25 protein-coding genes are annotated in these 24,573 nt (G+C 71.9%); 12 read left to right on the top strand and 13 right to left on the bottom strand.

Annotated features, from left to right (window positions below):
• Positions 1-31 precede the first annotated feature (31 nt).
• The 3 genes from ACZ4IF_RS43335 to ACZ4IF_RS43325 are packed head-to-tail and all read right to left on the bottom strand — an operon-like array spanning position 32 to position 1,918.
• On the bottom strand, positions 32-1,030 hold the full coding sequence (locus tag ACZ4IF_RS43335) for an iron-containing redox enzyme family protein (RefSeq protein WP_467574439.1): 999 nt from the start codon (positions 1,028-1,030) through the stop codon (positions 32-34).
• Positions 1,027-1,209, bottom strand: coding sequence for a CDGSH iron-sulfur domain-containing protein (locus ACZ4IF_RS43330; protein WP_467574519.1), 183 nt, complete (start codon positions 1,207-1,209; stop codon positions 1,027-1,029). Before ACZ4IF_RS43330 ends, ACZ4IF_RS43335 begins: the two co-directional genes overlap by 4 nt.
• 37 nt (positions 1,210-1,246) lie before the next feature.
• A complete protein-coding gene (locus tag ACZ4IF_RS43325; protein WP_467574436.1) occupies positions 1,247-1,918 on the bottom strand; it encodes a HemK2/MTQ2 family protein methyltransferase in 672 nt (223 codons plus the stop codon).
• 286 nt (positions 1,919-2,204) lie between these two features.
• On the opposite strand from ACZ4IF_RS43325, the gene ACZ4IF_RS43320 reads away from it, so the two are divergent.
• Positions 2,205-2,768: a hemerythrin domain-containing protein gene (locus tag ACZ4IF_RS43320; RefSeq protein WP_467574434.1), complete on the top strand. Its 564-nt coding sequence runs from the start codon at positions 2,205-2,207 to the stop codon at positions 2,766-2,768.
• 100 nt (positions 2,769-2,868) lie between these two features.
• On the opposite strand, the gene ACZ4IF_RS43315 is transcribed toward ACZ4IF_RS43320, so the two are convergent.
• Positions 2,869-3,195, bottom strand: coding sequence for a plasmid stabilization protein (locus ACZ4IF_RS43315; RefSeq protein WP_467574431.1), 327 nt, complete (start codon positions 3,193-3,195; stop codon positions 2,869-2,871).
• A 325-nt stretch (positions 3,196-3,520) separates the two neighbouring features.
• Here ACZ4IF_RS43315 and ACZ4IF_RS43310 point away from each other — a divergent pair, with 325 nt between their 5' ends.
• Both ACZ4IF_RS43310 and ACZ4IF_RS43305 read left to right on the top strand, forming a co-directional pair.
• A complete protein-coding gene (locus tag ACZ4IF_RS43310; protein WP_467574426.1) occupies positions 3,521-3,868 on the top strand; it encodes a DUF6479 family protein in 348 nt (115 codons plus the stop codon).
• Between the two features lie 321 nt (positions 3,869-4,189).
• Positions 4,190-5,575 carry a Fic family protein gene (locus ACZ4IF_RS43305; RefSeq protein ID WP_467574423.1) on the top strand — a complete coding sequence of 462 codons (1,386 nt, stop codon included), beginning with the start codon at positions 4,190-4,192 and terminating at the stop codon, positions 5,573-5,575.
• A 52-nt stretch (positions 5,576-5,627) separates the two neighbouring features.
• On the opposite strand, the gene ACZ4IF_RS43300 is transcribed toward ACZ4IF_RS43305, so the two are convergent.
• Positions 5,628-6,221 carry a DinB family protein gene (locus ACZ4IF_RS43300; protein ID WP_467574421.1) on the bottom strand — a complete coding sequence of 198 codons (594 nt, stop codon included), beginning with the start codon at positions 6,219-6,221 and terminating at the stop codon, positions 5,628-5,630.
• Positions 6,222-6,303: 82 nt separating this feature from the next.
• On the bottom strand, positions 6,304-7,128 hold the full coding sequence (locus tag ACZ4IF_RS43295; protein WP_467574418.1) for a dienelactone hydrolase family protein: 825 nt from the start codon (positions 7,126-7,128) through the stop codon (positions 6,304-6,306).
• Positions 7,129-7,229: 101 nt separating this feature from the next.
• Between ACZ4IF_RS43295 and ACZ4IF_RS43290 the strand changes: the two genes are divergently transcribed.
• Positions 7,230-8,219 (top strand): GlxA family transcriptional regulator, encoded by a 990-nt coding sequence (locus tag ACZ4IF_RS43290; RefSeq protein WP_467574414.1) that lies wholly within the window; start codon positions 7,230-7,232, stop codon positions 8,217-8,219.
• Positions 8,220-8,364: 145 nt separating this feature from the next.
• On the opposite strand, the gene ACZ4IF_RS43285 is transcribed toward ACZ4IF_RS43290, so the two are convergent.
• Entirely contained in the window at positions 8,365-8,787 is a 423-nt protein-coding gene (locus tag ACZ4IF_RS43285) for a hypothetical protein (RefSeq protein ID WP_467574411.1), read from the bottom strand.
• 179 nt (positions 8,788-8,966) lie between these two features.
• Positions 8,967-9,506 (bottom strand): DoxX family protein, encoded by a 540-nt coding sequence (locus ACZ4IF_RS43280; protein ID WP_467574408.1) that lies wholly within the window; start codon positions 9,504-9,506, stop codon positions 8,967-8,969.
• A gap of 310 nt (positions 9,507-9,816) precedes the next feature.
• On the opposite strand from ACZ4IF_RS43280, the gene ACZ4IF_RS43275 reads away from it, so the two are divergent.
• Positions 9,817-10,425, top strand: coding sequence for an SMI1/KNR4 family protein (locus ACZ4IF_RS43275; protein ID WP_467574405.1), 609 nt, complete (start codon positions 9,817-9,819; stop codon positions 10,423-10,425).
• Here the strand turns inward: ACZ4IF_RS43275 and ACZ4IF_RS43270 are convergent.
• The 4 genes from ACZ4IF_RS43270 to ACZ4IF_RS43255 are packed head-to-tail and all read right to left on the bottom strand — an operon-like array spanning position 10,331 to position 14,346.
• Positions 10,331-11,182 carry an ABC transporter ATP-binding protein gene (locus tag ACZ4IF_RS43270; protein WP_467574403.1) on the bottom strand — a complete coding sequence of 284 codons (852 nt, stop codon included), beginning with the start codon at positions 11,180-11,182 and terminating at the stop codon, positions 10,331-10,333. The two genes, ACZ4IF_RS43275 and ACZ4IF_RS43270, sit on opposite strands and share 95 nt — an antisense overlap.
• Positions 11,179-12,261: a FecCD family ABC transporter permease gene (locus tag ACZ4IF_RS43265; RefSeq protein ID WP_467574400.1), complete on the bottom strand. Its 1,083-nt coding sequence runs from the start codon at positions 12,259-12,261 to the stop codon at positions 11,179-11,181. Before ACZ4IF_RS43265 ends, ACZ4IF_RS43270 begins: the two co-directional genes overlap by 4 nt.
• Positions 12,258-13,262 (bottom strand): FecCD family ABC transporter permease, encoded by a 1,005-nt coding sequence (locus tag ACZ4IF_RS43260; protein ID WP_467574397.1) that lies wholly within the window; start codon positions 13,260-13,262, stop codon positions 12,258-12,260. The genes ACZ4IF_RS43265 and ACZ4IF_RS43260 overlap by 4 nt, the downstream gene beginning before the upstream one ends.
• 22 nt (positions 13,263-13,284) lie before the next feature.
• Entirely contained in the window at positions 13,285-14,346 is a 1,062-nt protein-coding gene (locus ACZ4IF_RS43255) for an ABC transporter substrate-binding protein (RefSeq protein ID WP_467574394.1), read from the bottom strand.
• A 460-nt stretch (positions 14,347-14,806) separates the two neighbouring features.
• Between ACZ4IF_RS43255 and ltnD the strand changes: the two genes are divergently transcribed.
• The 7 genes from ltnD (at position 14,807) to ACZ4IF_RS43220 (ending at position 21,753) form a co-directional block, all read left to right on the top strand.
• The gene (ltnD, locus tag ACZ4IF_RS43250; RefSeq protein ID WP_467574391.1) at positions 14,807-15,724 is read left to right on the top strand and encodes an L-threonate dehydrogenase; all 918 of its coding nucleotides are present in this window, start codon (positions 14,807-14,809) and stop codon (positions 15,722-15,724) included.
• A gap of 1 nt (position 15,725) precedes the next feature.
• Positions 15,726-17,018: a 3-oxo-tetronate kinase gene (gene otnK / locus ACZ4IF_RS43245; RefSeq protein ID WP_467574389.1), complete on the top strand. Its 1,293-nt coding sequence runs from the start codon at positions 15,726-15,728 to the stop codon at positions 17,016-17,018.
• A complete protein-coding gene (locus tag ACZ4IF_RS43240) occupies positions 17,015-17,713 on the top strand; it encodes a class II aldolase/adducin family protein (RefSeq protein WP_467574386.1) in 699 nt (232 codons plus the stop codon). The genes otnK and ACZ4IF_RS43240 overlap by 4 nt, the downstream gene beginning before the upstream one ends.
• 60 nt (positions 17,714-17,773) lie before the next feature.
• Positions 17,774-19,081, top strand: coding sequence for an MFS transporter (locus ACZ4IF_RS43235; protein ID WP_467574384.1), 1,308 nt, complete (start codon positions 17,774-17,776; stop codon positions 19,079-19,081).
• Positions 19,082-19,143: 62 nt separating this feature from the next.
• Entirely contained in the window at positions 19,144-19,947 is an 804-nt protein-coding gene (gene otnI, locus ACZ4IF_RS43230; RefSeq protein ID WP_467574381.1) for a 2-oxo-tetronate isomerase, read from the top strand.
• A complete protein-coding gene (gene denD, locus ACZ4IF_RS43225) occupies positions 19,944-20,990 on the top strand; it encodes a D-erythronate dehydrogenase (protein ID WP_467574378.1) in 1,047 nt (348 codons plus the stop codon). The genes otnI and denD overlap by 4 nt, the downstream gene beginning before the upstream one ends.
• Before the next feature lie 10 nt (positions 20,991-21,000).
• Positions 21,001-21,753 carry a FadR/GntR family transcriptional regulator gene (locus ACZ4IF_RS43220; protein ID WP_467574375.1) on the top strand — a complete coding sequence of 251 codons (753 nt, stop codon included), beginning with the start codon at positions 21,001-21,003 and terminating at the stop codon, positions 21,751-21,753.
• Positions 21,754-21,928: 175 nt separating this feature from the next.
• Here the strand turns inward: ACZ4IF_RS43220 and ACZ4IF_RS43215 are convergent, their stop codons facing one another.
• Positions 21,929-24,406: a tetratricopeptide repeat protein gene (locus ACZ4IF_RS43215; RefSeq protein ID WP_467574372.1), complete on the bottom strand. Its 2,478-nt coding sequence runs from the start codon at positions 24,404-24,406 to the stop codon at positions 21,929-21,931.
• Positions 24,407-24,573 lie beyond the last annotated feature (167 nt).

Here is a 24,573-nt window from a genome sequence, read left to right as displayed (position 1 = left end):
ACTCGAATGCCGGTGCCGCCTCGCCGCAGGTTCAGCCGGCCGGCCCGAGCGGGGACCGCAACGCACTGCGGTGCTGTCGCCAGGCGGACAGCAGCCTCGCCGCGAGCCGGTCCTCCAGGAAGCCGGTGACCTGCACGCCGAAAGCGACGTCGGCGTCGAGTTCCGGTTCGCTTTCGAGCAGACCACCGACGACGTCGCGGCGTACCACCTGTTCGTGCACGGCGTCCGCCTCCACGTGCTCGTCGTAGAACCGTTGCGCGGCGGCTCCCGCCCCGACCCGGCGCATGGCCTCGGCCAGCCGCCGGGAGCCCGGGGAGGAGGTGACCTCGACGGCGGCGAAGTGCCCGACGAGGGCTCCGCGCAAGGCACGGTGCAGTCCGAGCAAGGACATCAGATTGACGGTGGCGAGCGCTTCGGCGGGCGCCGCGTCGACGTAGTAGCCGTATTCGGTGCGCAGTCCCAGATCGGCCATCAGGTCCGCGAAGAGCCTGGCGTGGATCTCGTCCTCACGGCCGGCTCCGAACTCGTCGAATTCGACGGCGACCATCGCGGCCTTGGCCCGGCCGGACAGACGGGGGATGACCCAGGCGTGCGGATCGGCCTCCTTGAGGTGGTACAGCGAGCGGAGTGCCGCGTATTCCCGGATCTGCCACAGCTCGCCGTCGCGCTGGAGGTGGTGGCTGACACTCGAGTCGACGTGGCCGACGGGTTCGAGCACGGCGGCTTCCAGCGCGTCGGCGGCGCTCAGGTCGGCAGGTACGTCCCGCCGCAGGGCCTGTGCGAAGCGGGCTTCCAACGAGCGGCGCAGAGCGAGCAGCCCGGGGTCCCACTCCCGTTCGTCGGCCGCTTCGACGAACCCCCGGTAGTGGAGCTCGTACAGCATGTACAGAGCGAGCTGAAGATCGTCGCCGTAGGGGTCGGCCTCTTCTCCGGCGCGGGGCGAGACAGCCAGGGGCGTCGAGTAGCGCAGGGTCGAGGCGAGGGACCGCGACACGTCACCTCGCGGCGCGGGGAGAGAAGGGCCGGTCATGTCGCGTCTCCCCCGGTCGGCCGGCGGTGGCTGGTCTCGCAGGTCCGCCGACGGTGGCTGGTGTCGCACCAGGGATACGTACGGCTGCGCCGGCACGTGCAGATCGCTGCCGCGAAGCGCCGTGAGACGACCGTGGTGCCGTCTTCGAGAACGACTTCGACCGGGCCCTCGACGAGCATCGGTCCGGTGCGGTCCACCCAGATGCGGCGCGGTCGCTCAGGTGTGTCGGGCACGGATGACCACCAGCTCTTCCCTGTCGGGGTTCTCCTCGCTCAGCAGGCCCTGTCGGCTCAGCCACGACCGGCGCGCACGCAGGACGGGGCCGAAGGGAATGACGGCACGGTCGCTGACCGAGGCGTCGAGTCCGGCGCCGGCGAGCCGCTCCAGTGTCCGCCGGGTCCCGCAGAGCGCGGAGTGCACGATCAGCAGGACACCCCGGGGCCGCAGGGCGGCAGGAACTTCGTCGCACAGACGGTCCAGCACCGCCCGGCCGTCGAGTCCGGCGTCCCAGGCGCGTGCGGGGCCCCTGCGGGGCAGCCGTGGGGTGGGCGAGGGCACGTAGGGCGGATTGCTCACCACGAGGTCGTACGCCCGGCCCGCCACGGCAGCGGTCAGGTCGCCGTGGCGGACGGTCACGCGACGGCGGGCGAGCAGGGCGTTCACGCGGGTGGTGAGCACGGAGCGCCAGTCGATGTCGACCGCTGTGACGCGTGCTCCCAGGCGGGCGGCCTTCAGGGCCAGGACGCCACTCCCCGTCCCCAGGTCGAGCACGTCCGTGCGGACGCTGATCTCTTCCCGCAGCAAGGCACGGACCAGCAGCTCCGTGTCCTGCTGAGGCGCGTACACACCCGGAGGTGTCACGAGCGGGCTGCCGCCGAACCTACCCATGTGCCACCTCCCGTCGAGGTATCGGTTTGTCAGAGAACTTCCCATTTTGCGATCCCGTGGTTCTGGGTCCCCCGTGGCAGGAGGTTCACACGTGATCCCTGAGACCGGATCCGGCTCGGAAGACAAGCCGAGATGTGACCGGTCCGGCGGTCCGCGCGCCGTCCGGCGCAGCCGTTTCACCGGCCTCCTGGCGCGTGCCGCACATCGTCGTGTCGAACAGGGGTCGACGGGCACCCGGAGGCGAGGACCGACCGATCACAACGTCACTCCACCGGAGGTGAAGGACATGGGCCATGGCGGAAACGTCCTGGACGAACTGATGACCGACCATCGTGAGGTCGAGGAGTTCTTCGGACGCATCGAGGCCTGCCCCAAAGGCGAGAAGGACCGCAAGATCTACGCCGACCAGGCGACGATGGAGCTCGTACGGCACTCGGTCGCCGAGGAGGCCTACCTCTACCCGGCCGTGCGCGAGCATCTGGCGCACGGTGACGAACTGGCCGACAAGGAGATCGAGGACCACTCCGAGGCCGAGCAGATCATGAAGGACCTGGAGAGCCACGACGCGGACGATCCCGAATTCGACCGGCTCATCGGCGCGTTGATGCGCGAGATCCGCGCCCACATGGCCGAGGAGGAGGAGATTCTCTTCCCGATGCTGCGCAGTGCCTGCTCCCCGGAGACTCTCGACGAGCTCGGCGACAAGGTCCGTCGGGCCAAGAAGGTGGCGCCGACCCGGCCCCACCCGTCCGCTCCGGACACTCCCCCGGCCGACAAGCTCGTCGCGCCGGGCCTCGGGCTGGTCGACCGGTTGCGCGACACGCTGACGGGCCGCGGCAAGCACGACTGACCGAGCACGACCGACAGCGAATGTCGACGCGCCTCCCGCGCTTCGCCCCGCGGCGGAGGCGCGTCGGCCCTGCTCGGCCCGTGGCCGCAGACGCTCCGCGTCAGCGCCCGAGTGCGTTCTTCAGCTGCTGCTTGCTCATCGACGAGCGGCCGTGCACCTCGCGCTTCCTGGCCTCCTCGTACAGCTGATCCTTGGTCGGCCCCTGTGCCCCGGAGTGTGACCGCTGTCCACCGCGCTCCGGTGCGGACTTGGGGTCCCGGAGGGACGTCCTGCTCGCCGTCTTCGACTCGCCGGCCCGTGCCCGCTCCTTGTTCACCGTGCGTGCCGCGATCTCCTTGGCCCGGCTGGTCGACTCGCCGCGTTCCTCCGCGCTCTCCTTGATGTGCTCGTACTGCCGCTCACGCTTCTTGCTCGATCCTGCCGGCATGATGCGCCGCCTTCCTTCAGGTGGTCGAGTGGTGCGTCGACCGGACAACCCGTCGGGTACCCCACAGGACCCGCAAGCCACGGCATGCACGCCGGAAGCGGGAGCAGGTCGCACGCCCGGCGCTTGCCCGGCGGTGAGCCGATCTCCTCGCCGGGGTCCCGGTCCTCGTCGGCCCGGTACAGCGTGTGCGGGGCCGACGAGGACTCCATCGGACCCCGGTGGGGCACTGATCGCATCCGGGACCTTCGACGGGTGGCCGCCTCGACGCCGACGTCCCGCGCCCGGGTGGAGAAGGCCGCGCGGTGGGTACCCGGGGACGATGTACATGATCTCCACGGAAACGACGGCGTCGGCGGCCACCGCCGGCGCGCTCGCCGTGCTCGTCGGTGGCCTGATCGTCGTCGGCGCGCTGATCTGGGCCGTACGGTTCGGGATCAAGGTGCGCCGCAGTGAATCGGCGGTGCCCCGGCGGGGACAGCATCCGACGCTGCCGGAGTCCGGGCCCGTCCACGAATCCAGGGAAATGCGCGAGGCGAACGAAGTGCCGCGCGCGCACGGCGAGGGCGAGCGGCTCACTCCGCACGAGCTCAGGCACTCCGCAAGCCGGCGAAGCGACGACCAGAGGCGCCCCCGGTGGGATTCGGGATCCGGCGGGGAGCGGTCCGACTCGTGACAGTTCGCCGCCGGCATCGCCTCCGCGCGAGACCCCCGGTACACGGTGGTCCCCCAGCGCGAGCGGCGCGACCGGACAGGCGCGGCGCCCCACGCGTGAGCGTCCTCGACGCGGCGCACGTGACCACAGGAACGGCTCACAGCGCGTAGGGCACAGGGCACTCGGGGCCTTCTCGCGGAAGCCCGGGATGCCTGGAAAGCCCGCCGAGTGCGGCGAGCGTGTGCCGGACGCCGTACGCCGGGCCCCGACGGCACGACGACGCCGGGCGGCCCGCGGAAATCCACTTGGACTCGGGCCGGGTGGGCGTGGCAGGCTGACGCGGTGAATTTCGACCTGTCCCCCGGCCAGCTCGACTGGGACCAGGTGGATCCCGCCCGTCATCCCTTCGACAGCGCGTCGGCGCCGCAGGTGGTGCGTTCTCTCGGGCCGGCCCGACATGTGCCGCGCCGCCCCGACGTCCCCTTCGCCGACCCGGCGATGAACGCCTGGAGTCGGCACGAGGCCGATCCCTGGGCCGACGCCATGTCGGACGCGCTCGTCCGGCACTACGGACGCTGGGTCGTCGGCTGGCGTTGGTCGCACGACGAAGGGGACTTCGACGGCGGGCCGGTCGGGAACTGGTGCTGCCCGCGGGACTCGATCACCACCTCCGAGGAGACGCTCCCCCGGGTCGTCGCGGCGCTGTGCGAGTGGCGCGAGTGGCTGGAGAGCCTCGCCGGACGGTTCGAGGCGCATCCGCTGGACCTTGCCGCCGTCGAGGACCAGCGCGTCCTGTGGGAGTGCGCCGCCCGCCATCTGATCCAGCAGGTGACCGACCGCACCGGCTGCGGCAGCGGATGGCAGGGGCACTGCCGTCAGGTGCTGACCTGGTTCCTGAGCCGCTGGGGAGTCGCACCCGATGCCGCGGAGGAACTGGTCGACCAGGCGATCGGCGGCCGGTTCCGGAGCTGGACCGGTCCCGACAGGGTGCTGGTGGACGATGTCGCGGAACGGCTCGCGCTGTCGCTGCGGCCCGGCGACCGTGCGCAGCCGCCCGCCGGACCCGCGCCGGACCACCTCCAGCACTGGCTCGCCGTGCGCGGGACCGTGCCGTGGCAGGACCTCGCGGACGGCGACCCCGACGGTGGCGTGGACGGACCGGTGATCCCGTCGCGTGACGGCGCGGCGGACGACATCCTCGCCTTCGACGGCGCCGTGGACTCCGCTCGTGCCGAGGGCCTGCTCGCCGCCCTGGAGCGGGTGCGGGCCGACGCTGCGCGCGGTGCCCCGCTCGACTTCGAACTGCTGCGAGGCTGGCAGCAGCACGTCCTGAACACGTCGCGGCTGCCGCCCTTCCGCAGTCTCCCCGCCTTCGCCAAGGAGGGCAGGGAACGCTACGGCATCGGCCCGGAGACCCGCGGCCGCCTCGACGCCTGCCTGGCCGAGAGCTCGGCGGATGCCGGACGACGTCTCCCCTTGAACGTCCGTGCCGCACGCGCGTATCTCGACGTGTGCTTCTTCCACCCCTTCGACGACGGCAACGCCCGTTCCGCGTTCCTCACCCTCGTCTTCGTCCTCGCCCGCGAGGGTGTCGCGCTCGACGCGGTGACCCTGCTGCGCCGTGTCACGTTCCGGGCGGACGACCCGAAGGACGCTCTGGCCCTCGCCCGGTTCGTGACCGTCCATCTGGCGGAGACCCGGCGCAGGTCCTGCTCCGCCGGTTCGTAGGACGTGCCGCGGGCGTCCCCTTCACGCGACGCAGGCCCCCGGGGAGCCGCGGTCACACGCCTCGTTCGGCTTCCCGGGCCGCGTGCTCCAGCCGGGCGCGGTAGGCCTCCCACCAGGCCGCGTCGCCGGGCATCACGCTGTCGTTGTCCTTGGTCATGCCGACGGCCCCGTCCATGAGTTCCCGGAGGATGTCGGCCTGCCCGGCATGGCGCTGCGTGTCCGCGGTCACGCGCACCACGGCGTGATGCAGCGTGACCTCGTCCTTGCCGTCGGGCCACCACGGCACCTTGCCGACGGTGTCCAGCGCCAGCGCGTCGATCGTCGCGTCCGAGTGTGCCCACGCCCGGCGGTAGAGCCCTGTGACGTACTCGCGTGACTCTTCCGCGGTCGCCCACATGTCCCCGTTGGTCTCGCCGGCCTCGTCGAACCAGGGCAGGTCCTCGCCGGACGGACGTCCGAACGTGTCGCCGAGGTAGCCCAGTTCGACTCCGGCCAGATGCTTGACCAAGCCCAGGAGGTTGGTGCCGGTCGGTGTCATCGGGCGGCGGACGTCGTACTCCGACAGGCCTTCGAGCTTCCACAGCACGGCGTCGCGGGCGGACTGCAGGTAGCGGTGGAGATCAGCCTTCAGATCCTTTTCGGTCATGGGATCAGTCTGCCGCCGATGCGGTCCTTGTCCACCCGCTTCGGTCCACGCTCCCGCTCCCGCCGCGGCGGCACTCACCGACTCACAAAGACGCCGTCCGGAGCCGCTCGCTCAGGAAGGCGATGATCTCGTCCCGTGCCCGCACGGTGGGGTGGCCCTCCTGATCGACGAGGTGCGCCGTGACGACGCTGTGGGCGCAGCCGACGACGTCACGGAAGAAGGGCGGAGGGTTCGCGTTCGCCGACTCCGCTTCGAGGACTCGGCCGTCGAACGCGTCGCCGAGCAACGCCCGGTAGGCCGCGAACCGCCGGCCGGTGCACCACGCGTCGTTCTCGAAGCGGTAGGCCAGCACCTTCAGGCCGTCGCGCGCCACGCGTTCGGCCACGGCGGCGGCGTCCTCGTCACCGATCTCCAGACCTGCGGGGTCGTCCAGCGGGAGTGACGGATGGTTGACCACGGGTGCGACGACAGCGGGTTCCAGCGCCATGGTCAGGGCGAAGTTGCCGGTGAAGCACAGGCCGACGGCGCCGACGCCGGGTCCGCCGCACTCGGCGTGCGCCAGGCGGGCGAGGCCGCGCAGCCAGGTGACGACGGGGCTGGTGCCGCCCCCGGCGAACGCCCTGAACTCGGCGCTGACGCAGGCGCGTCGGACGACGGTGTCCCGTGCCTCGGCGAGCGGATAGGCGCCGTCGACGCCGAAGAGGGAAGGCAGGTACACGGAGAAGCCGGCGTCCCGCACCCACCGCGCGAACCGCGCCACGTCCGGGCTGATGCCCGGCATCTCCGGCATCAGGACGACGGCGGGTCCCGACCCGGTGACGTAGACGGTCTTGTCGACGTCGTCGACCCCGACGGTTCTGCGTGAGAAGTCGTCCAGGGGGTCGCTCTGTCCTCGCTCGATGGTCATGACCGGGATGATGCCGAGCGGCCCGCCCTTCCCGGAAGCGGCGACATCGCCATGAATCCCGGTAATATCGCCACCCGTTGAGAGCCGCCGGAGGGGGCCGCATGAGTCCGCTGCGCATCGGTGTGCTGGCCTATCCCGGGTGCTTCGCGTCGGAGGTGTACGGGGTCCCCGACCTCCTGGCGATGTCCACGCACGTCGCCGCGGCGCAGCGGTCCGGCCCGCCGGCCTATGAGACCTCGGTCGTCTCGCCCCGCCGACGCGTGATCGCGTCCGGCGGCACGGCCCTGGACGTCTCGGCCGTGCGCCCGGTGGACGTCCTGATCGTGCCGGGTTTCGAACTCTCCCCCTCCCTCGATCTCGACGCGACCCTCGCGGGCCTCGGCCCGGAAGTCGCCACGATCCGGACGCAGTCCGCCGCGGGGACCGCCGTCGTGTCGATCTGCGTGGGTGCCTTCCTGGTCGCCGAGGCCGGCCTGCTCGCCGGACACGAGGCCACCACGTCCTGGTTGTTCGCGGATCGGTTCGCCCGCCGGTACGCCGACGTACGCCTGCGTCCGGACAGCCTGGTCGTGACCGACGGAGGGGTCACGACCACTGCGGCCTTCAGCGCCATGTACGACTTCGCGCTGCAGTTCATCCGGCAGCACGACGGCCCACGTGTCGCCCGGAGCACCGCCCGGATCGCGCTCGTCGACGACGCGCGTTCCACCCAGGCCCCCTATGTCGACTCACGACTCGTCCCCACCGTGGGCCGGGAGTTCTCGCTCGCCGTCAAGCGATGGCTCGACCAGAACCTCACCTCGCGCTACGAACTGCCCACCCTCGCCCGGGAGTTCCACGTGAGCACGAGAACCATGCTCCGCCGCTTCGGAGACGAGACGGGCGAGACGCCCCTCGCGTACCTGCAGACGGCGCGGGTGCGTCGCGCCGAGCACCTGCTGGAGACGACCGACAGGACCGTCGCGAGCATCGCCGCCGAGGTCGGGTACCGCGATCCCGGGACGTTCAGCGGCGTCTTCGCCAGGCACACCGGTCGTCGGCCGAGGGAGTACCGGGCGATGTTCCGCCGTCGCGGCGCGACCGCCGGGTGAGTGGGGTGCCCGCCGGGTCTCAGCGGGTGAAGAGTTCGAATCCGACCGCGGGCCTGCCGCCGAGACGTGGTGCGAGCGCCTGGGCGTTGCCGGTGAGGAAGTACCTGTCGTCACCCCTGCCCCAGGTGTCGTGGCGAGCCGGTCGTCAGTCGGCGGTGACGCCCCAGTAGCCGATCTGTGTCGGCTGCCCGTCGGTGTAGAGCACGGTGCATCTGCCCTGTGCGCGGTCGGGGAAGTCCAGTTGCTCCGAGTCCAGGGCCGCGTCCCAGTCGTCGTAGGTGGGGCGGCCGTCGGGGGCCCAGACCCTGACCTCCTCGTCCGTCAGCGGGCGCATGTAGGGGCCGTCGTCGGGGTTCGTGGCCTCGATGAGCATGGGCTGGTCCAGGACCGTCCCCGTACCGCCGGTGAAGATGTACTCGTGCCAGGCGGGGTCCTCCCACAGTTCGTCGATCGTCCGGCCGGGGAAACCGTGATCGTCCTCGGCCAGTTGCTCCCCCTGCGCCTGGCGGAACGCCGCCGCCAGATCCCGCTGGTAGGGGCCCGTGTGCATCCAGCCGTTGCCGCCCATGGGTACGCCTCTCCCTCTGTTGTCCGATCGATGTGGAGGCAGCGTAGGAGATGCCACTGACAGTCCGGCCCTGCGGGGCGACCGTACCCGGCGAACACGCGGAACCACGGTTCGTGCGCCCGCGTGCAGGATGTGAGGGCCCGGTCACCGAGGGGCCCTGCGCCAGGACGGACCTCATCTCACAGGGTCAGTGCGATCGCGGCACCGATGCCGCCCAGGCCGAGGGCGAGGGCGGCTTCGGCCCAGCCTCCGTTGCCCCAGGGGAAGAGCCGGTCGAGGGCCAGCCGGCCCGGACCGAGGGCCGCGACGGCGATGGCGATGACGGTGACGGCGACGTTGTACTCCACTCCGCCGTCCGACTCCCACAGCCCGTGGGCTCCGGTGACCGTCGCCATGGCGTTGATCATCACGCCGATCAGGGCGGCGGCCGCGAGAGGGGTGAGCAGTCCGGCGGCGAGTCCGAGACCGCCGAGGAACTCGGAGAGACCGCCGATCACGGCGAAGACCTTGCCCGGGCGGTAGCCCAGGGACTCGAATCCCTTGCCGGTGGCGGTCAAGCCCGGTCCACCGAACAGCCCGAAGACCTTCTGTGCACCATGCCCTGCCATGAACAGCCCGAAGGTCAGCCTGACCAGCAGGAGTCCCACGTCACCGGCGGTCACTCCCGTCCATGGGGACTGTCTCGTCTCCGGTCGCGTGGAGGTCTGAGAGGAATGCATGCTGTGCTGCGCCATCCGAACGGTCCGGCAGGGTGCACCGGTTGGTGCGCCGCCCCCTGCCCGCGAAGGGCTGGGTCCAGTGGGCGACAGGGGCCCTCGCTTCGACACTGGGCACGTACCACCCATACAGATACTTCCGCAACACGAGCGGACTCGCACATCGGCGCCCCCACGAGCCACATGGCCGCCACGGGAGCGACCTGCCCCGGCGCCGACAACCGGGATGGGACGGTTCGATGCCACTCTCGATATCTCCGCGTCGTGGATTTTCGTGTCGACCCGTTGACGCGTCACCGAACCGGGACACGCGGTGCGGTCGGCGGGACCGTCCGAGGGCCTCTGGCTGTGGGAAGGGGACGGGGCCGACCTCGCCGAACTCTCCGGGCTCGCCGGGCCGTTCCCCCGACGGGGCCCCGACCCCAAGGACGTCGAAGCGCTCCTGTCCGAACATCCGGAGGAGGACTTCGAGGAGATCGACGACTTCGACGACGCCATGGAGGCCTGGGACGCACGGTGGGAGGCGCTGATGTGGGCGCCCGAGCGCACGGTCGGCGCGGTCGTGATCAATCACCTCGGCTGCGCGCTGCGGCAGTGGCTGATCATCAGCGGCCCGGAGCGGGGACGGATCTGGTCCGACGACCGGGTCGACGAGCAGGACCTGACGCCGCTGCTCGACGGCGAGGGACAGCCGGTGACCTTCGGGCGCTGGTACCGCGACTGGCTGGAGCGGGCCGAGCGCGGGACACCGTCCGCCGGGTACCGCCGTCGACCGGACATCGGGTCGGACACCGGCGAGCTGAACCGGTCGCGGATCACGCCGCCCGTCAAGGCCTGGGCGAGGGCGCCCGGCCGAGCCGGTCCTCCTCCACGGAGGCCGGCCGCCAGGCCCCTGCGGGGACGACGAGCGGGCCACCGGTGACGGGGTCGGGAATGACCACGGCGGAGAGGCCGAACACGTCGTGGACGAGCTCGGCGGTGACGATCTGCCGCGGCGGGCCCTGGGCGACGATACGGCCGGCCTTCATGGCGACCAGGTGATCGCCGTAGCGAGCGGCCTGGTTGAGGTCGTGGAGGACGGCGACGACCGTGCGGCCTCGTTCGTGGTTGAGCCGGCGGACCAGGTCCAGGACCTCCACCTGGTGGGCGACGTCCAGGTAGGTCGTGGGCTCGTCGAGAAGGAGCAGGTCCGTGTCCTGGGCCAGCGCCATGGCGATCCACACCCGCTGGCGCTGGCCGCCGGACAGCTCGTCCACCGGCCGGTCGGCGAGATCGGCGGTGTCGGTGTGCTCCAGCGCCTCGGTGACGGCCCGTTCGTCGGCCTCGGACCACTGCTGCCACCACTTCTGGTGCGGCTGACGGCCACGGGCGACGAGGTCGGCGACGGTGATCCCGTCCGGTGGTGTGGGCGACTGCGGCAGGACGCCGATGGTCCGGGCGATCTGCCGGCCCGGGACGCGGGCGAGTTCGGTGCCGTCCAGCAGTACCGCGCCACGGCGCGGCTTGAGGAGGCGCCCCAGCGCCCGCAGGAGGGTCGACTTGCCGCAGGCGTTGGGGCCGACGACGACGGTGACCTGCCCGTCGGGGATCTCCAGGTCCAGGCCCTCGACGATGGTGCGGTCCTCGTAGGCCAGGGTGAGGTCCCGCGCCGAGAGGCGACCGGTGGGCGGACGGTTCATGAGGAGATTCCTCCGGAGCGGCTGCGGGTGCGGACGATGAGCCACATCAGGTAGGGGGCGCCCACCGCGGCGGTGAGGACGCCGACCGGCAGCTCGATCGGGGAGAACAGACGGCGGGCCAGCAGGTCCGCGACGACGACGACCAGCGCGCCGGTCAACGCCGAGGACAGCAGCGGAGTCTGCGCGGTGCGCGTGAGCCGGCGTGCGATCTGTGGCGCGAGCAGCGCCACGAAGTCGACGGGGCCGGCGGCGCCGGTCGCCACCGACGCCAGCACCACGCCCAGCACGGTCAGACCGAGCCGGACCCGGTCCAGGGGCACGCCGAGGGCGGTCGCGGTGTCGTCGTCGAAGGCCGCGCTGCGCTGGGCCCGTGCTGCCCACAGGGTCGCCGGGACGCCGATCAGCAGTACGAGCGCGAGGGGGCCGGCCTCCTCGTAGCCGCGGCCGTTGAGGGAGCCGGTCAGCCAGACCTTCGCCTGCTGGGCCACCAGGTAGTCGCCCTTGGTGAGGAGCAACTGGGTCAGCGAGCCGAGTGCGACGGACACGCCGATGCCGATCAGCACGAAGCGGGAGGACCGCAGCCCGCCCCGCCATGCGAAGAGGTAGACCAGCAGGGCCGCGGCGAGGCCTCCGGCGACGGACACGTACGGCAGCGTGTCCTGGGCCACCGCGTCGAAGCTGAGCGCGGCGACCGTGGCCGCGCCCGCGCCGTGTGTGACGCCGATGACGTCGGGGCTGGCCAGCGGGTTGCGGGCGACGGTCTGCACCAGCGCGCCGGCGACGCCGAACGCCGCACCTGCCAGGAGCCCGACGACCAGCCGGGGCAGACGCAGCGTGCCCACCACCAGCTCGTCGGCGCTGGGGCGGCCCAGCAGCACGCGGACGACCTCCGTCGGCGGGACGAAGGACTCGCCGACGCACAGGTATGCCACCACCGCGCAGGCCAGCAGCACCGCGAGCACCGCCGCCACGACGACGGTTCTCCGGTGCACGAGGAAGCTGGCGCGGCCCCCGCGCAGGACGGTGTGACCGGCCGGGCGGAGGACCGGCCGGGGGACGTCGGCCGTGGTGCGGCTCATGCGGCCACCACCGTCCGGCGCCGGACGAGCGCGATCAGGAACGGCACACCGATCAGGGCGGTCATGACGGCCACCGGGACCTCCGAGGGCGGGAAGACGATGCGGCCGAGCACGTCGGAGCCGAGGATCATCACCGGTCCGAGGAGGGCGGCCAGCGGCAGGACCCAGCGGTGCGCGGTGCCGACCAGGGCGCGGGCGATGTGCGGGACGGCGAGGCCGGTGAAGGCGATCGGGCCGACCGCGGCCACCGCGGCACCCGTCAGCACGGTCGCGCCGAGCGCGCCGATCACACGCAGCAGGCCGACGTTGTGCCCGAGCCCCCTGGCCGCGTCGTCGCCGAGCGCGAGCGCGTCCAGCCCTCGCGCCATCGCCGCGACCAGCACCAGGCCGGCCAGCAGGAAGGGGGCTATCTCGCCGATGATCTCGCTGTCGCGCCCGCCGATCGAGCCGACCTGCCAGAAGCGGAACTCGTCCAGGGCACGGGCGTTGACGGTGGTGATGCCGGAGACGAGCGAGGCCAGGAAGGCGTTGGTGGCGGCGCCCGCGAGCGCGAGCTTGACCGGCGACGCCCCGCCGCGGCCGCCGCTGGCGACGGCGTACACGCCGACCGCGGCCAGCGCCGCGCCCGCGAACGCGAACCACACGTAGCCGTTCAGCGTGTGCACGCCGCAGAACGCGATCGCGCACACCACGCCCACCGACGCGCCCTGGCTGACCCCGAGGATCCCCGGCTCCGCGATGGGGTTGCGGGTGATGCCCTGCATCACGGTCCCGGCGAGTGCCAGGGCGGCGCCGGCCAGCACACCGATGACGGTGCGCGGGACCCGCAGCGCCCGCACCACCTGGGCGTCGTCACTGGTGCCGCCGTGCACCAGTGCCTGGACGACCTCGCCCGGCGCGATCTGCCGGCTGCCCACGGCGAGGCTCAGCAGAACGGCGATCAGCAGCATCGCCGTGCCGGCCAGCAACCAGCCGGCCCGTCGGCGGGTGGGTGGCGACATGTGCCGCACTCGTTCCCTCTTCTCAGGCGGCCAGGTGCTTCTGGAGGTCGTCAAGCACCGCGTCGGCGGCGGTGACGCCGAGCCCCAGGTACCAGGTCTCGTCCGGCACGTCGTAGGCGTGGCCGTCCTTGACCGCCTTGAGGTTCTTCCACAGCGGGTTGCTCTGGGCCTTGGTCTTGTCCGTGGCCTTCGGGTCGCCGTAGACGCCGGTGAAGATCCAGTCGGCGTCCGCCTGGTCGATGTTCTCGGCGCTGATCTCGGCGGCCAGGTCCGCGATGTCCTGGTTCTTCGGGCGCGGGATGCCGACGTCCTTGAGGATCGTGCCGATGAAGGAGTCGTTGGCGTAGAGCCGGATGAGGCCGTCGGGCAGGTAACGGACCATGGACACGGTCGGCTTGTGGTCGCCGAGCTTCGTGCCGAGGTCCTTCGCCCGCTTCTCGTACGCGGCGAGGTTCGCCTTGGCCTGCGCGGTCCTGTCCAGCGCGGCCGCGTTGAGGAGGTAGTTCTCCTTCCACGTGAAGCCCGGGCGGATCGAGAAGACGGTCGGCGCGATCTGCGACAGCTCGTCGTACGAGGCGGCGGCGCGCAGCTGGCTGCCCAGGATCAGGTCCGGCTTGAGGGCGGCGATCGCCTCCAGGTTGAGGCTGTTGATGGTGCCGACGTTCTTCGGCGTGCCCGCGTCCTTCTTCAGGTAGGACGGCAGCTCCGGCGAGCCCTCGGTCGGGGCCAGACCGACCGGCTTCACTCCGAGGGAGACAACGTTATCGAGCTCGCCGACGTCGAGCACGACCACGCGCTTGGGCTGCGACTTGATCTCGGTGCTGCCCATCGCATGCTTGATCGTGCGCGGCCACTGGCCCGGCTCGGCGTCCGTGCCGAGCGCGGCCGTCTTCTTCGCGGCGTCCGCGAAGCCCGCTCCGCCCTTCGCCACCGACTTGGAGTCCTTCGCGCCCGGCCCGCTGTCGGCGGAGACGCCGGTGCCCTCCTTGCCGTTTCCGGAGGAGTCACTGCCGCACGCCGCGAGGGACAGTGCTGCGGCGACGGCGAGAGCGACTGCGGCCGTGCCGCGGCGCCGAAGGGACATAGGACGGCTCCTAGCTGTGCTTTACCTTTGAACCATTAGGTGAGGCTTACCTTATGCGCTGACTGTGTGCAGAGTGCAAGCGGGCCCAGCCGGCGGCCCGAATGCACCGATCACCTCCCGCCGGACCGCACTCATGCGTCGCCCATCGGCACCCCATCCCTCCGGGCGGTCACGGCCACGCGGGAACTTCCCCCGTCGAGACGCGAGCCCAAGTCGCCGTATGCGCATGGGCGTTGGGGTCCACCCCACGTCGACCGCACCACCGCGCGCGGCGACTCGCCTCACGGCCGGCCGTCGACGCGAACCCGTCGCGGGAATTCACCCGGCCACAACGTGACCGACATCACAGTGAATGATGCGGAGTCCTCAGGTCATCATATGACCTGACCACTGACGGGAAGGCGTGCGACCCGAGCCGCGCTCGGCCCCCGAACAGCACAGCGAGACAAGGATGTTGCGCATGAACGACCAGGACCGGTCCGCCCGGCCCCGCGTGGGCGTGGTGGGGCTTGGAGCCATGGGTCTCGGCATGGCCCGCAGTCTGCGGGCCGCGGGGTACGACGTAGGGGTGCACGACCTGCGGCCGGATGTGGCCGCCGGCTTCGCCCGTGACGGCGGCACCGCCTTCGCCTCCCCCGCCGAACTGGCGGCCGACGCGGACGTTCTGGTGTGCGTGGTGGTCAACGCGGCCCAGGTCGAGTCCGTCCTGTTCGGCGCCGACGGCGCCGCCGAGGGACTCCGCCCGGGTGCCGTCTTCGTCATGTGCTCCACCGCCGACCCGAGTTGGTCGGCCCGGCTGGAAGGGCGGCTGGCCGAGCGGGGCGTGCTGTACCTGGACGCCCCCATCTCCGGCGGCGCCGCACGTGCGGCGGCAGGCGGGCTCACCATGATGACCTCGGGCCCGGCCGCCGCGTACGCAGTCGCCGACCCGGTGCTCGACGCCATGAGCAGCACGGTCTACCGCCTGGGCGAGAAGGCCGGACTCGGCTCCAAGGTCAAGATCGTCAATCAGCTGCTCGCGGGCGTGCACATCGCCGCGGCGGCCGAGGCGATGGCCCTGGGCATCAGGGCCGGCGTACCGGCCGAGGCGCTGTACGAGGTGATCACGCACAGCGCGGGCAATTCGTGGATGTTCGAGAACCGCATGGCACATGTGCTGGCCGGTGACTACACGCCGCTGTCCGCCGTCGACATCTTCGTCAAGGACCTGGGGCTCGTGCTCGACTCCGCCCGGCCGGAGCGGTTCCCGCTGCCCCTCGCCGCAACCGCGCACCAGATGTTCCTTCAGGCGTCGGCGTCCGGCCTGGGCGCCGAGGACGACAGCGCGGTCATCAAGATCTTCCCGGGGATCGACCTTCCGCAGCCGGTGGAGGGCTGACATGGGCATCCGACTCGGCTGCATCGCCGACGACTTCACCGGCGCCACGGACCTGGCGAACAACCTGGTGCGCGCGGGCATGCGCGTGGTCCAGCTGATCGACGTCCCCACGCACGACGACCGGCAGGCGGCCGAGCAGGCCGCCGACGCGGACGCCGTGGTGATCGCGCTCAAGTCGCGTACCGTGCCGGCCGCCGAGGCCGTCGAGGTGTCGCTGCGGGCGCTGGCCTGGCTCGGGTCGACGGGCGCCGAGCAGATCTACTTCAAGTACTGCTCGACCTTCGACTCGACGCCCGCCGGCAACATCGGCCCGGTCGCCGAGGCACTGATGGACGCGCTGGGCACCGACTTCACGATCGCGACCCCGGCTTTCCCCGACAACGGACGCACGGTCTTCAAGGGACACCTCTTCGTCGGCGACGTACTGCTCAGCGAGAGCGGCATGCGCCACCACCCGCTCACACCGATGACCGATCCCGATCTGGTCTCCGTCCTCGGCGCGCAGAGCAAGCGCCCGGTCGGGCTCATCGACCACCGGGTCGTCGCCGCCGGTGCCGACGCCGTCCGCGCCCGTATCGACGAGTTGCGCGCGCAGGGCTTCGGCATCGCCGTCGCCGACGCGGTCTCCAACGACGATCTCGTGCGCCTGGGCGACGCGGTCAGCGGGCTCCCGCTGGTGACCGCGGGATCCGGTCTGGCGATCGGTCTGCCCGCGAACTGGGGGTTCGAGCCGTCCCCGGCCGCCGCCCGGCTGCCGTCGCCCACCGGACGTCGGGCCGTCGTGTCCGGGTCGGTGTCCGTCGCCACGAACGGCCAGGTGCGGGAGTTCCTGCGCGGCGGGCGGCCCGCGTTCAGCGTGGATCCGCTGCGCATCGCGGACGGCGCGGACGTGGCCGCCGAGGCACTGGCCTTCGCCGAGGCGCACCTGGACGACGGTCCGGTCCTCGTCTACTCCACCGAGTCGCCCGACGCCGTCCAGACCGTCCAGGGCCGGCTCGGCGCCGCCGAGGCCGGTGCGCTTGTGGAGCGGACCCTCGCCCGCGTCGCGCAGGGACTCGTGGCACGCGGTGTGCGGCAACTCGTCGTCGCGGGTGGCGAGACCTCCGGCGCGGTCGTCCAGGCGCTCGGCATCACCGGACTGCGGATCGGACCGCAGATCGACCCCGGAGTGCCGTGGTGCGCCGCCGTCCTCCCCGGCGGGGAGACCCTGCACATCACTCTGAAGTCCGGCAACTTCGGCGGCCCCGACTTCTTCGCCTCCTCGTTCGCCGTGCTCGACGAGGCGTCCGCATGACCGGACACACGGACATCGCGCCCGGCGCGGAGTGCGACGAGGCCGTCGACGCGGCACGCCGGGAGATCGTCCGGGTGGGGACGAGTCTGTTCGCCCGGGGCTATGTGCACGCCGGCGCCGGCAACATCAGCGCCCGGATCGGCGACCGTCATCTGATCACGCCCACCGACGCCGCCCTCGGCTTCCTCGACCCCGAACGGCTCGCGCTCGTCGACGCCCGGGGCGAGCGGCGCGCGGGCGACCGCGCCAGCAAGACCCTCACCCTCCACCGACGTATCTACCAGGCCGACCCCACGGCCCGGTTCGTCGTGCACACCCACTCCACACACCTGGTCGGCCTGACCCTGGCCGGCGTGTGGAGCCGGGACGACGTGCTGCCGCCCATCACCCCGTACTACGTGATGAAGGTGGGGCACGTCCCGCTCATCCCGTACCACCGGCCCGGCGACCCGCGCGTGGCCGACCTGGTGACCGCCCGCATCGCCGACCGCGCGGCGGGCGGGACGCCGATCAGGGCCGTCCTGCTCGACCGGCTCGGCCCTGTGGTCTGGGGGCCCGACGCGGCCTCCGCCCTCGCCGTCCTCGAAGAACTCGAGGAGACGGCACGTCTCTGGCTCCTGACCGACCGTCGTCCCGAGCCGCTTCCCGCTCCCGCCCTCGCCGAACTGCGGTCCTCGTTCGGCGCGGCGTGGTGACCTGCACGTCCCCGCTCGTCCCTGTCAGAGAATCCCCCTGAGCCGCTCAAAGGATTCGCCATGTCCACACCCGTAGTCACCCCCGAGGTCCACGGCCTCGTCCGCGAGAACGCCGTCTTCCGCAAGGTCGTACGCCGCATCGTCCCCTTCCTCGTCCTGTGCTACATCGTCTCCTACCTCGACCGGGTCAACGTCGGCTTCGCCAAGCTGCAGATGTCCGAGGAGCTCGGGTTCAGTGAGGCCGCCTACGGCCTCGGCGCCGGTCTGTTCTTCATCGGCTACTTCCTCTTCGAGGTCCCCTCGAACCTGATGCTGCAGCGGGTCGGAGCCCGCACCTGGATCGCCCGGATCATGATCAGCTGGGGCCTGGTCTCGGCCGCGTTCGTCTTCGTCACCGACGAGGCGACGTTCTACGTGCTCCGCTTCCTCCTCGGCGCCGCGGAAGCCGGCTTCTACCCCGGGGTGATCCTCTACTGCACGTACTGGTTCCCCTCGCACCGCCGTGCCCGCGTCATCGCGCTGTTCATGTCGGCCATCCCCGTCGCCGGCATCTTCGGCAACCCGCTCTCCGGCTGGATCCTGGACCGGTTCCACGGGGTGAGCGGATGGCAGGGCTGGCAGTGGATGTTCCTGCTGGAGGCGATCCCGGCCCTGGCCGTCGGCGTGGCGACCCTGTTCTACCTCGACAACGGCGTGCGCGACGCGAAGTGGCTCACCGACGAGGAGAAGAGCGTCGTCGAGCGGGCCATCGCCGAGGACACCGTGCACCAGACGGTGCACGGCCGGGTCCTGGACGCCTTCCGCGACCCGAAGGTATGGCTGATGTGCCTCGTCTACTTCTGCTTCGTGATGGGCCAGTACGCGCTGACCTTCTGGATGCCCACGTTCGTCGAGTCCACCGGCATCAAGGGCAACCTCGCGATCGGGGTGCTCAGCGCCGTGCCGTTCGTCGCCGCCCTGGTCGCGATGAACCTGTTCGGACGCTCGGCGGACAAGCGCCGTGAGCGCCGCTGGCACCTGGTCGTCCCGAGTCTCATGGGCGCTGTCGGCTTCTCGCTGGCCGCCGCCTGGTCCGGCTCGACCGCGCTGTCCCTGATCGCGCTGTCCTTCGCCGCGGCCGGCGTGCTGACCTGCGCACCGCTGTTCTGGTCGCTGCCCACCGCGTTCCTCGGCGGCACCGCTGCCGCGGCGGGCCTCGCCGCGATCAACTCCGTGGGCAATCTCGCGGGCTTCGTCAGCCCGTACATGATCGGCGCGCTCAAGGACGCCACGGGCTCGACGGCCATACCGATGTACGTCCTCGCGCTCAGCCTCGTCGTCGGCGCCGCCGCGGTGCTCACCACGAAGAAGAGCGTCGTCAACCGCTGACCGGATCCGCCGGATCCGGGCCCGGACCGAACACAGGAATCACCGGAATCACAGGAGCCACCATGCCGAGGTTCGCAGCGAACCTGTCCATGATGTACACGGAACACGACTTCCTCGACCGCTTCGCCGCGGCCTCGGCGGACGGCTTCGAAGCCGTCGAGTACCTCTTCCCCTACGACCACGACGCCTCCGGGCTGCGTCGCCGGCTCGACGACCACGGCCTGCGGCAGGTGCTGTTCAACGCGCCTCCCGGGGCGTGGGACTCGGGAGAGCGCGGGATCGCCGCGCTGCCCGGACGCGAGACGGAGACGCGCACGGGCATCGACCTGGCGCTCGAGTACGCCGCGGCGCTGGGCTGTCCACGGGTCCATGTGATGGCAGGGCTGACGCCTACGGCCACGACGCCCTCCGACCGGGCCCGGTACCGCGACACCTACCTGGCCAACCTCTCCTGGGCCGCGGAACGGGCCGCCGCGGCGGGCGTCGACATCCTCGTCGAACCCATCAACCAGCGTGACATGCCGGGCTACTTCCTGAGCCGGCAGGCCGAAGCGCACGAGGTCGTCCGGGAGGTGGGCGCCGCGAACCTCAAGGTCCAGCTCGACCTCTACCACTGCCAGATCGTCGAGGGCGACCTCACCACCACACTGCGCCGCGACCTGCCGACCGGCCGGGTCGGCCATCTGCAGATCGCGGGCGTACCCGACCGCCACGAACCGGACGAGGGCGAGCTCCACGTCCGGCACCTGTTCGACGTCGTCGACGTACTCGGCTTCGACGGATGGATCGGCTGCGAATACCACCCGCGCGCCGGCACGAGCGAAGGTCTCGGCTGGCTGAACGACTGTCGAGGAGTACACGCATGAGGATCGTCATCACCGGTGGCTTCGGCTTCCTCGGCCGGCAGGTCGCCGACCGGCTGCTGACGACGCGGACGTTCCGCGGTACGCCGATCGACCGGCTGGCGCTCGCCGACCGGTTCGTGCCCGACGAGCCGGAGGTGGCGCGCGACCCGCTCGTGGACATCGTGCGCGGCGACCTGACCGAACGGCTCGACGAACTGTTCGCGACGCCGGTCGACGTGGTGATCCACCTCGCCTCGGCGGTCTCGGCCGAGTGCGAGGCCGACTTCGACCTCGGCATGAGCGCGAACGTGGACACCACCCGCGCGCTGCTCGAAGCGGCTCGGGCCCAGTCCGCCGCCGGCGGGCCGACGGCGCGGCTGCTGTTCTCCAGCAGTGTCGCGGTCTACGGCTCCGACCCGGCGCTGCCGCTGCCGGCCGTGGTGAGCGAGGCGACTCTGCCCACGCCCCGGTCGAGCTACGGCGCCGAGAAGTTCGTCTGCGAACAGCTGGTCGCGGAGTACACCCGCCGAGGCTTCGTGGACGGGCGCGTGGCCCGTCTGATGACGGTGTCGGTCCGTCCGGGCAAGCCGAACGCCGCCGCGTCCGGCTTCCTGTCCGGCATCGTCCGCGAGCCGCTGGCCGGTCTGCCGGCCGTCTGCCCCGTCGACCCCGGCCTCCGGGTGGCGCTGGCCTCGCCGCGGCGCACGGTCGAGGGCATCCTCCGTGTCGCGGAGCTCGACCGGGGCACCGGGCCGGGCTGCCTCGACGGCCTGATCCCGGTCAACCTTCCGGCCCTCACGGTCTCGGTCGCCGAGATGCTGGACACCCTGCGGCAGCTGGCCGGGGACGCCGTCGCCGATCTGGTGACGATCACACCGGACCCCGCCGTCGAGGCCATCGTGGGTTCCTGGCCCGCGGCCTTCGACAACGCACGAGCCGCCGCGCTCGGTCTGGAACCCGACCCGACCTTCGCGTCGGTGGTACGCGACTTCCTCGGCGATCATGCCGAAGCGGGCGCGGCCGGCACCCGGCTCGCAGCGGGACGGCCGGACTCGGGCCGATAGACTGAAGAACATGTTTTCCAAGGTGAGCGGTCCCGTGCGGCTCGCGGACCGGGTCGCCGCGATTCTCGCGGAGGAGATCGAGTCCGGGCGGCTGGCCGAGGGCGACAAGCTTCCGACCGAGGTGGAGCTGGTCAAGCAGCTCGGGGTGAGCCGCACCGTCGTGCGCGAGGCCGTGTCACGGCTCCGCAACGCGGGCCTGGTCGAACCGCGGCAGGGCCGTGGCGTGTTCGTCCTCCCCAGGCGCGCGCGGCCGCTCGACCTTGAGGCCGAGTCCGCACGCACCAAGGCCAAGGTGCTGCAGATCGTGGAGGTCCGCTCCGCCCTGGAGGGCGAGGCGGCCGCCCTCGCGGCCACCCGCGCCACGCCTGCCGCCCTCGCCGGGATGCGTCAGGCCCTGGACGCGATCGACGCGGCGGTCTCGTCCGGCGGCGACGGCGTGGACGAGGATCTCGCCTTCCACCGGTCGATCGCCGAGTCGACCGGGAACGCCGTGCTGGTCTCGACCGTGGGGTACCTCGGCGAGGTGGCGCGCGGCGGCATCCGCGTCACCCGGGCCAACGAAGCCCGTCGCGGCGACTTCATCGAGGCGGTGCACCAGGAGCACCACGCCATCCTGGCCGCCATCGAGGCGGGCGACGGCGAGGCGGCCCACGCCGCCGCCCGCCGCCACATGAAGCATGCGGCGTCCCGTCTCCAGGACGCCGACGACAGGTTCTGGAACGAGACCGAGGACCTCGACGTGGACCTCGGCACGGCCACCTGACGTACGGTCACGACCGCGCGGGGCAGGGCCCGTCGGGCGCGCTCCCCCAGATGCCTGTCTCGGGGGGCTCTCCCGTGGAGACAACTGTCGCTCGCCCGACCGATGGTGACCTGGTCGCGCGCTGTCCTGCGGGTGGCGCCGTCGGCGGCGGGCCGTGCCCGGAGGTGGCGCCCGGTCAGGCCCCCGGCCTGAGTTCCTCCAGCACGGCCTGCCCCGCAGCGCGGTGCTCGGCCGCCGCCGGCGGATCCGTCTGGTCGAGCACCGCCGCGATGCCCTCGTGGGCCAGCACCTCCGCGTACCGGTACCCCAGTCTCGGCGCCAGCTCCAGTGCCTCACGGTGCAGCCGCAGGGCCTCCTCGGGCAGGCCCGCCAGCCGGCAGGTCTCCGCGTAGCCGTTGAGGAAATGGATCTTCCAGTGCTCCTCGAACAGTTCGTCCAGCAGGGCGAAGGCCTGCCGGTGGCTGTCCAGGGCCTCCTCGTACCGGCCCATCGTCCGCAGCGCGACCCCCAGGCAGTTCAGGCACCATGCCTCGTTGTGCTTGTGCCCGTCCTCACGGGCCAGCTCCAGCGCCTGCCGCAGATGCTCGGCGGCCTCGTCGGGTTCCTCCCCCGCGATGGCCACGCCGAGCGTGATCCGGGCCGTCAGCGTGGGCGGCCACGCGGGGTCGGCGTGCGGGACGTCGAGCGCCTGACGGGCCAGTCGCGCCGCCTCCTCACGGTGTCCCAGTTGCAGCATCGCCCAGGCCTCGTAGCCGACCGCGTGGGCCGCGCCCATCGGGCAGTCGGCCTTCTCGTAGAGTTTCCCGGCCAGCCGGAAGAACTCCAACGGCTCCTCGACGTATCCCTCGTCCCACCTCAAATAGCCGCGCCGCATGGTCAGTTCGGCCTCCGACCGGGTGTCCCCCGCCCGCGATACCAGCGGTGCCGCCGCCTCGTAGGCCGCGCCTGCCTCCGGCATCCGTCCCGCGTTGTAGCGCGCGAAGCCCAAGTCGCTGTGTGCCTCGGCCAGTTGCAGCGGATCACCGAGACGCTCCGCCGCCGCGAGGGACCTCTCGAAGAGAGCGTTCAGATGTGTCGTGCCGCAGCGCCGCGCGAAGAACGTCCGCATGAAGCGCGGCAGTTCGCACACATGCGCGTCCGCCCCCGCGGCCACCGCGGCCTCGAAGACCGCCATCAGGTTCGCGTACTCCGTGACGAACCAGCCGAGGGCCGCGTTCTTGTCGGTGAACCGCGGCAACTCCGCCGGAGCCCGGCCCGCGGAGGCCGCCCGGCCGGGCGACACGAACGGCATCGCGGCGTCCGCGGCGGCCGCCGCGTGCACGTAGTAGTCGAGCACCCGGCCGAGTGCCCGCTCCTGTTCCACAGGTGCGTCCTGCTCCACGCAGGCACGGCGCGCGTGCTGGTGGACCAGGTCGTGCAACCGGTAACGGCCGGCCGCCGGCTGCTGGACGAGATGCGCGTCGAACAGATCCTCCAGCATCGTGCGGGCGCTGCGCAGCGGCATGTCGGCGAGGCCCGCCGCGACGTACTCGTCGAAGGACGACCCCGGCAGCAGACCGAGCAGCCGGAACAGGCGCCGCTGGTTTCGGTCCAACTGCCGCACGGACATGGCGAACGCGGTGTCGAACTCGTCCACGCCCTCCGCCATCCGTTCCACGAGGATGCCCACGGTCCAGCCCGGCCGGTGCCGCAACCGGGCCGCGGCCAGCCGCAGGGCCAGCGGCAGATGACCGCACAGCCGGAGCACCTCCGCCGCGGACTCCGGGTCGCGGGCCAGCCGCCCGTCGGGCCCGCGGGGGTCGCCGCTGGCACGGACCAGCAGCTCCGCACTCTCCTCGGGAGTCAGCACGTCCAGCGACACCGGGGGCACCTCGTCGAGGCCCAGCAGCCGGTTGCGGCTGGTGATCAGGGCGACGGAGGGACCGGCGCCGGGCAGCAGCGGGCGGACCTGGTCGGCGTCGGCCGCGTTGTCGAGGACCACGACGGCCCGGCGGTGGGCCAGTTCCGAGCGCCAGCAGGCGGCCAGCTGCTCGACACCGCCGTCCTGCGGGACCTTCTCGGAGGGGACGTCGAGCGCGGCCAGCAGTGTGCGCAGCGCGGGGTCCGGATCCAGCGGCCGGCGCCCGTCGGTGAACCCGTGCAGGTCCACATAGAGCTGGGCGTCCGGGTAGTCGTCGGCGAGCCGGTGCGCGGCGTGCACCGCGAGACAGGTCTTGCCGACGCCGGCCATGCCGTCGACGGCGACCACCCGACTGCTGCGCACACCCGCGAGTACGGCGGTCAGTTCGGCCTCCCGCCCCGTGAAGTCCGGCATGTCGCGCGGCAGATCGTTGCGGGGCGGGCGCGGGGCGCCGGCGGGCGGCGACGGGGGCTGGACCTGACGGCTCGACTTCGGCGGCGCCGGCAGGGGGTTCGAGGCCCGCTCCCACAGCGGGCGCAGCGGGCGGGGGTCGCGCTTGACGAGACGGCAGAGCGCGATCACCGCGGGCCACGGCGGCACCGTCTGCCCGCCGAGGTAGCGCGACAGGGACGACGAGCTGAGGCCCGTGTCCCGCGCGAGAGCCCGTACGCCGCGCCCGGACAGCTCCTGGAGCAGCCGCAGTCTGGCCGCCAACTCGTCCGGTGCGTCGGCCTTCGCCGCCCGCTGTTCCACAACCACCCGTCCCCCGCCTCACTGTCCCGTCCCGGCAGAGAATCCCGGGCCGAGTCGTCGCTGTCGAAAGCCGTTTCGGCTGTCCCACGGTGTCCCACGGGCGTCGTCATGGCAAGCCCGTACGGCTGTCATGGAGTCACGCCCCGGGCGAACGGGGCACCACCGGT

The organism is Streptomyces sp. NPDC025784, from assembly GCF_055558435.1.
The sequence above is the reverse complement of the archived record's forward strand: the minus strand, read 5'-3'. Positions and strand labels throughout refer to the sequence as shown.

Excerpts from the sequence above, each read along its gene's own strand:
- ACZ4IF_RS43310 (WP_467574426.1), top strand. The coding sequence starts at position 3,521 with ATGATCTCCACGGAAACGACGGCGTCGGCGGCCACCGCCGGCGCGCTC.
- ACZ4IF_RS43335 (WP_467574439.1), bottom strand. The coding sequence starts at position 1,030 with ATGACCGGCCCTTCTCTCCCCGCGCCGCGAGGTGACGTGTCGCGGTCC.
- ACZ4IF_RS43235 (WP_467574384.1), top strand. The coding sequence starts at position 17,774 with ATGTCCACACCCGTAGTCACCCCCGAGGTCCACGGCCTCGTCCGCGAG.
- otnI (WP_467574381.1), top strand. The coding sequence starts at position 19,144 with ATGCCGAGGTTCGCAGCGAACCTGTCCATGATGTACACGGAACACGAC.
- ACZ4IF_RS43255 (WP_467574394.1), bottom strand. The coding sequence starts at position 14,346 with ATGTCCCTTCGGCGCCGCGGCACGGCCGCAGTCGCTCTCGCCGTCGCC.
- ACZ4IF_RS43265 (WP_467574400.1), bottom strand. The coding sequence starts at position 12,261 with ATGAGCCGCACCACGGCCGACGTCCCCCGGCCGGTCCTCCGCCCGGCC.
- denD (WP_467574378.1), top strand. The coding sequence starts at position 19,944 with ATGAGGATCGTCATCACCGGTGGCTTCGGCTTCCTCGGCCGGCAGGTC.
- ACZ4IF_RS43270 (WP_467574403.1), bottom strand. The coding sequence starts at position 11,182 with ATGAACCGTCCGCCCACCGGTCGCCTCTCGGCGCGGGACCTCACCCTG.
- ltnD (WP_467574391.1), top strand. The coding sequence starts at position 14,807 with ATGAACGACCAGGACCGGTCCGCCCGGCCCCGCGTGGGCGTGGTGGGG.
- ACZ4IF_RS43290 (WP_467574414.1), top strand. The coding sequence starts at position 7,230 with ATGAGTCCGCTGCGCATCGGTGTGCTGGCCTATCCCGGGTGCTTCGCG.
- ACZ4IF_RS43240 (WP_467574386.1), top strand. The coding sequence starts at position 17,015 with ATGACCGGACACACGGACATCGCGCCCGGCGCGGAGTGCGACGAGGCC.
- otnK (WP_467574389.1), top strand. The coding sequence starts at position 15,726 with ATGGGCATCCGACTCGGCTGCATCGCCGACGACTTCACCGGCGCCACG.
- ACZ4IF_RS43295 (WP_467574418.1), bottom strand. The coding sequence starts at position 7,128 with ATGACCATCGAGCGAGGACAGAGCGACCCCCTGGACGACTTCTCACGC.
- ACZ4IF_RS43320 (WP_467574434.1), top strand. The coding sequence starts at position 2,205 with ATGGGCCATGGCGGAAACGTCCTGGACGAACTGATGACCGACCATCGT.
- ACZ4IF_RS43315 (WP_467574431.1), bottom strand. The coding sequence starts at position 3,195 with ATGCCGGCAGGATCGAGCAAGAAGCGTGAGCGGCAGTACGAGCACATC.
- ACZ4IF_RS43325 (WP_467574436.1), bottom strand. The coding sequence starts at position 1,918 with ATGGGTAGGTTCGGCGGCAGCCCGCTCGTGACACCTCCGGGTGTGTAC.
- ACZ4IF_RS43280 (WP_467574408.1), bottom strand. The coding sequence starts at position 9,506 with ATGCATTCCTCTCAGACCTCCACGCGACCGGAGACGAGACAGTCCCCA.
- ACZ4IF_RS43330 (WP_467574519.1), bottom strand. The coding sequence starts at position 1,209 with ATGCTCGTCGAGGGCCCGGTCGAAGTCGTTCTCGAAGACGGCACCACG.
- ACZ4IF_RS43285 (WP_467574411.1), bottom strand. The coding sequence starts at position 8,787 with ATGGGCGGCAACGGCTGGATGCACACGGGCCCCTACCAGCGGGATCTG.
- ACZ4IF_RS43260 (WP_467574397.1), bottom strand. The coding sequence starts at position 13,262 with ATGTCGCCACCCACCCGCCGACGGGCCGGCTGGTTGCTGGCCGGCACG.
- ACZ4IF_RS43300 (WP_467574421.1), bottom strand. The coding sequence starts at position 6,221 with ATGACCGAAAAGGATCTGAAGGCTGATCTCCACCGCTACCTGCAGTCC.
- ACZ4IF_RS43220 (WP_467574375.1), top strand. The coding sequence starts at position 21,001 with ATGTTTTCCAAGGTGAGCGGTCCCGTGCGGCTCGCGGACCGGGTCGCC.